Source organism: Psychrobacter sp. TWP2-1-2 (genome assembly GCF_049896785.1).
In the GTDB taxonomy this organism is placed as follows: Bacteria; Pseudomonadota; Gammaproteobacteria; order Pseudomonadales; family Moraxellaceae; genus Psychrobacter.
Genome location: NZ_JAFCVA010000036.1, coordinates 1 through 4,054 on the forward strand (window position 1 = coordinate 1; position 4,054 = coordinate 4,054).

General features: G+C 40.3%; 4 protein-coding genes. All 4 read left to right on the plus strand.

All coding sequences use genetic code 11. From position 1 onward, the window contains the following. Positions 1–368, plus strand: a 368-nt coding sequence (locus ACP7AE_RS14040; protein ID WP_426243829.1) for a hypothetical protein, incomplete at its 5' end; no start/stop codon positions are given. Between the two features lie 234 nt (positions 369–602). After that, on the plus strand, positions 603–2,108 hold the full coding sequence (locus ACP7AE_RS14045; protein ID WP_426243831.1) for a protein rep: 1,506 nt from the start codon (positions 603–605) through the stop codon (positions 2,106–2,108). Between the two features lie 144 nt (positions 2,109–2,252). Continuing rightward, a complete protein-coding gene (locus tag ACP7AE_RS14050; RefSeq protein WP_426243833.1) occupies positions 2,253–2,627 on the plus strand; it encodes a plasmid mobilization protein in 375 nt (124 codons plus the stop codon). 74 nt (positions 2,628–2,701) lie between these two features. Continuing rightward, positions 2,702–4,054: hypothetical protein (locus tag ACP7AE_RS14055; protein ID WP_426243835.1), on the plus strand; the 1,353-nt coding region annotated here is incomplete at its 3' end.

Sequence of the window (4,054 nt, forward strand, 5' to 3'; positions counted from 1 at the left end):
AGTCAAGCGAACACAGCTTACGACCAGCTCGTGAACGAACAGAGAGCTTTTCTAACGCAATTCAAGAACAGCTTAGCGACTATGCACAGCGAGCAGACAGAAGCATTACAGACGCTACAGACAACGCAAAACGAAGCATTGATACAGATAAAGAAAGAGTGTCTGAAAGAGTTAGACGAACAAGCAGAAGAAGTGATATTGCTGAACAAACAAGTCGCTTACTTGATAATGCTATTGAAGCAGCAAAACATAGTAATACCCGATTTGAGCAACAGCAAATAGCAGTTCAGAAAAATGACTTGATGAAAAAATCAGTTGTTGAAGCAGTTGATAAGCCAAAAATTAGCAGACCTCGCCCCCGTTTTTAAAGCTCGATTATCAATGATGTGCATCTTTTCGCGCATCATTGATAATGAGCAAACAAGCGCAGCGCGTTAGCAAACCCTTTTCTTTATTTCTAAAACCGAAAAACCCTAGCGCTAGGCGCTAGGGTTTTTTGGGATTGCTAATACTCTTAAAAAAGAGTATCTTTAAATCTTGTGCTATTTCGCGTTTCCCGACGCTACGTAGCTTTTACAACATCTACTTACGATAGAGTTGATATGACTATTTTACCACGCAAGTACTTTTCGTCAAGCCAATCCGCCCGAAATCCGATAGTAAATTGTATACCCTCCGTATACTATTCTTCTCAAAAAACAAAACAAATCACATTTTCTGGCATTAATCGTCAGACTTTTAGCCATGTCTGCAAAGAAAAATTGAGTTCCGCTCCGTTGCTTGGAACTATTACTAAATTCAATTCCAATTTTTCTCATAAAAAGAATAAAATCTCTGCTAAGCGCCAGTCGGCAAGGTCTGCGAACTTTAAACTCACTGATACTGCTAAAAATCTATTAGCGAATACAGCTCAAAAAAGGGTCTGTGTTTGTATGTCTCATCGTCTAAATCAAGACGAAAATATTTCTATAAAACACAATGGACAAAGCGGTACAGATGGTCGCGCTTATTACAGCAATATCATTCAATGCTCATCTGTTCATACGTGCATTGTTTGCAATAATCGCATCATGTCTAAGCGTAGCAAAGAGATAGCGCAAGCATACGACTACTTTACAAGCTCGCTATATGGCTTTGTGCCTATGCTGACACTAACAATACCGCACAAGCATGGCGGTAGCTTAGAGAAGCAGCTAGAGCTTATCAATCAAGCGTATAAGCGGCTGATGGACGATAGAATAATGCGCCAAGTCTGGCAAATTGTTGGCAAAGTCGGTGCTATCAAAGGCGTAGAGTATACGCACGGCAAAAATGGTCATCATAATCATATTCATAGTTTGATGTTTCTTGAAAAATCACATCATGATATTAAGCTGCCGATTGCGCGATGGAACACTCCAAAGCGGAAAGGAATGCTTAGGCTACTTAATGAAAAACAAGAGAAAAGCTATATAGAAAAAGGGCTACAAGCTCAAATTAGCTACATGAGTTTCGAGAAATTCATTAAATTTTATTGGTTTAAATTGTGTCGTGAAGTCGGCTTGGGAGCAACATCGCTTGAAAATGGAGCAGTCATAACAGAGGGCGATAACGTCAAATCATATATCGCTAAACACAAATCAGCGCAAGAGATTACAAATAGTCGGGATAAAAAAGCTAAAAACGGCAATCGCAATCAGTGGGAACTATTGCTTGATTATCAGGGTGGCGACAATCACGCTGGAATAATTTTCAAAGAATACGCCCAAGCATTCAGTGGCGGTAAATTATTGAGATGGTCTAATGGTCTCAAAAAGCTATTACTCATTGAAGAAATCGAAGATGAAGCAGTGTTATTAGAAGATGAAAACGCTGAAAATCATGTTGTAGAAGAAATAACCCCTGAATTATGGCATCTAATTAAGCGTTATAAGTTACAAGCGCGTTTATTATCTGCTGTCGAAAATGATTATCAAAATAATACGAATGAATACAGCGACATCTTAGGACGCATGATTGAATATCATTGTGAGCGTGTAGAAAGACAACGAATAATAGAGCACCAACATATTAAAAATTTAGTACCTCCGCAGTGGTTTAATGACGTTAGTATTCAGTCCGTATACTAAAATCCTCCCTCCAGTAACCGCCAGTGATTTCTGCTATTTTATGTTTTTAGCAAGCACAGATAGGCTAACCAAAACCCTTCGGGATTTTGATTAGCTATCGTCTTGTAAGGGGAAACCCCTTAACCCCAAAAGCAGAGCAAAATTATGGCTGATACTCAAACTAAAATTCCAAAAGAAAGACCTCGCAAAATTACGATAGGCGTTCGCTTGAGTGATGAAGAATTTAAGCAGCTCGAAGAAAAATCTCACGGCACAACCGTTGCCAATTTTTTACGAACTGTCGGTCTTGGCGATAAGACCAAACCGCTTAAGCGCAGAAAACCGCCACCGAAAACCGATCCGCATTTCATGCGGGTTTTCTGTGGGCTAGCTAATAATGTTAATCAGCTTACGCGCTATGCTCATACACAGAAAAAAGCAGACGCGCTTGATGTTGCAGAACTTGCTTATCAGCTTGCACAAGTCAAAGAAGCGTTAGATAAGATGCAGTATTCAGCAATGGGAGGTGATGATAAATGATGGTCATCATGAACAGGCGCGGTGATAGTAAAGACAGTCGTAGAAGCAGTGGCGGTAAAGCAGTCAAAGATTATTTGCTCGGTAAAGATAATGACCGAGCTAATGCGCGGCTTCTTCAAGGCGACCCCGAGCTGACGACTGAAATAATTAACGGCTTAGATTTTAAAAAGCTCTACACAAGCGGAACACTAGCATTTGTGCATAGTGAAGGTGACAAGCTTAGCGAACAAGACAAGCAAGATATTATTGATAGCTTTGAGCAAACTCTTTTTCCAAATTTAGAGCCTAATCAATATACGGGTTATTGGGTTGAGCATACAGATAAAGTAAATGAAAAAGGCGAGTCGAGACTGGAGCTAAATTTTGTCTTTGCGAGTGTAGAGCTTGAAAGCGGTAAAGCATTGCCAGTCTATTTTCATCGCAATGATAAACATCTCACCGATGCTTGGCGTGATTTTACAGTCGCAAAATATGACTTAATCGACCCTAATGCGCTAGATAGAAAACGCACGTTATCGACTGTCAAAGATTTGCCAAGTGATGTCAAAGAAGTACGAGATGATTTGCATGATTTTATCAAGTCAGAAATAGAACTAGGCAATGTCAGTAATCGTACTGAGCTTGTGAAGAAGCTAACCGATATAGGGATTGAGATTGCTAGACAAACTGATAAATCTATCAGCATCAAAAATCCGCACGGCACGAGAAACATAAGATTATCAGGAGCTATCTATGAGCGAGAATTTACAAGCGAAAAGCTTGTCAGAGACTATTCAGCAAGCGCGACAGAACAGTCACGACAAAGCATTATCGACATTGACGCAGCAAGAGAGCGACTTCAATACAGCGTTGAAAAACGTGCAGACAGATTTTCTAAAAGATTTCAAACAACTGATAACAACAGCATTGAGCGAACTCAACAACTCACAGCCAAAGTTGACAACAGCAGCAGAAAAAGTACAAACGCTGGAAATCGAATTAGCGACAGTGCTCGATACCAAGCTAAACCAAACCCTTTTGAAATTAAGCAAAGAAAACAGTCGTCACATGCAGCAAGTCAGCATCATGAGCGACGTACAAAAAACGGTGATTTGGATTTTTGGCATTATGTTAGTCGTGACGCTATCAGCACTTCTAGCAGTCGTCATTCGACTGCAAATATGGCTACCATTTTTGATAATTTTTGCAGTGATATTGGCGACTATTGGCATAACTTACGCGCTATTACTGATGCAATCGCAAAAAACGGAGAACGATTAAATGCTGACAGCAGAACAGCTACTACGCGACATGCTCAAAGAAATGCAGCAGACGCTACACAGTCAAGCGAACACAGCTTACGACCAGCTCGTGAACGAACAGAGAGCTTTTCTAACGCAATTCAAGAACAGCTTAGCGACTATGCACAGCGAGCAGACAGAAGCATT

Coding starts and splice junctions, on each gene's coding strand:
- ACP7AE_RS14045 (WP_426243831.1), top strand. CDS start 603: ATGACTATTTTACCACGCAAGTACTTTTCGTCAAGCCAATCCGCCCGA.
- ACP7AE_RS14050 (WP_426243833.1), top strand. CDS start 2,253: ATGGCTGATACTCAAACTAAAATTCCAAAAGAAAGACCTCGCAAAATT.